1 tRNA gene is annotated in these 374 nt (G+C 38.5%); it reads right to left on the reverse strand.

The features are described 5' to 3' along the window. Nucleotides 1-134 precede the first annotated feature (134 nt). Nucleotides 135-205, reverse strand: a tRNA-Trp gene (locus ACTQXY_RS15615). Between the last annotated feature and the right edge of the window lie 169 nt (nucleotides 206-374).

The raw sequence follows: 374 nt of genomic DNA on the forward strand, positions 1-374 counted from the left end.
AGGTTTTTATATCTTCTAACGAGCGTCATCTTGTTCTCATGCCCGACTTTGTGCGGGCTATTTTCATTCATTGTTCCAACAAAAATCGGAATTTCCTATTATACAAAAAAACCGCGTATTTACGCGGTTTTTAACAGGGGATGAGAGAATCGAACTCCCACCAAAAGTTTTGGAGACTCCTATCATACCATTTGACCAATCCCCTATATACTATTGATATATTCGGAAAAGCATCTGGCAATTACCAAATGCTCTATACTATGTACCTTCAAAATCACATACAATCCACTTTGATAAGTCTCCTCTTCATCCTTCTTGTTCCTATCACCTTTTGGTTATGCCCTCGACCGATTAGTAACAGTCAGCTACATACA

This window comes from Faecalimonas sp. LCP19S3_D12 (genome assembly GCF_052121495.1).
Lineage (GTDB): Bacteria > Bacillota > Clostridia > Lachnospirales > Lachnospiraceae > Faecalimonas.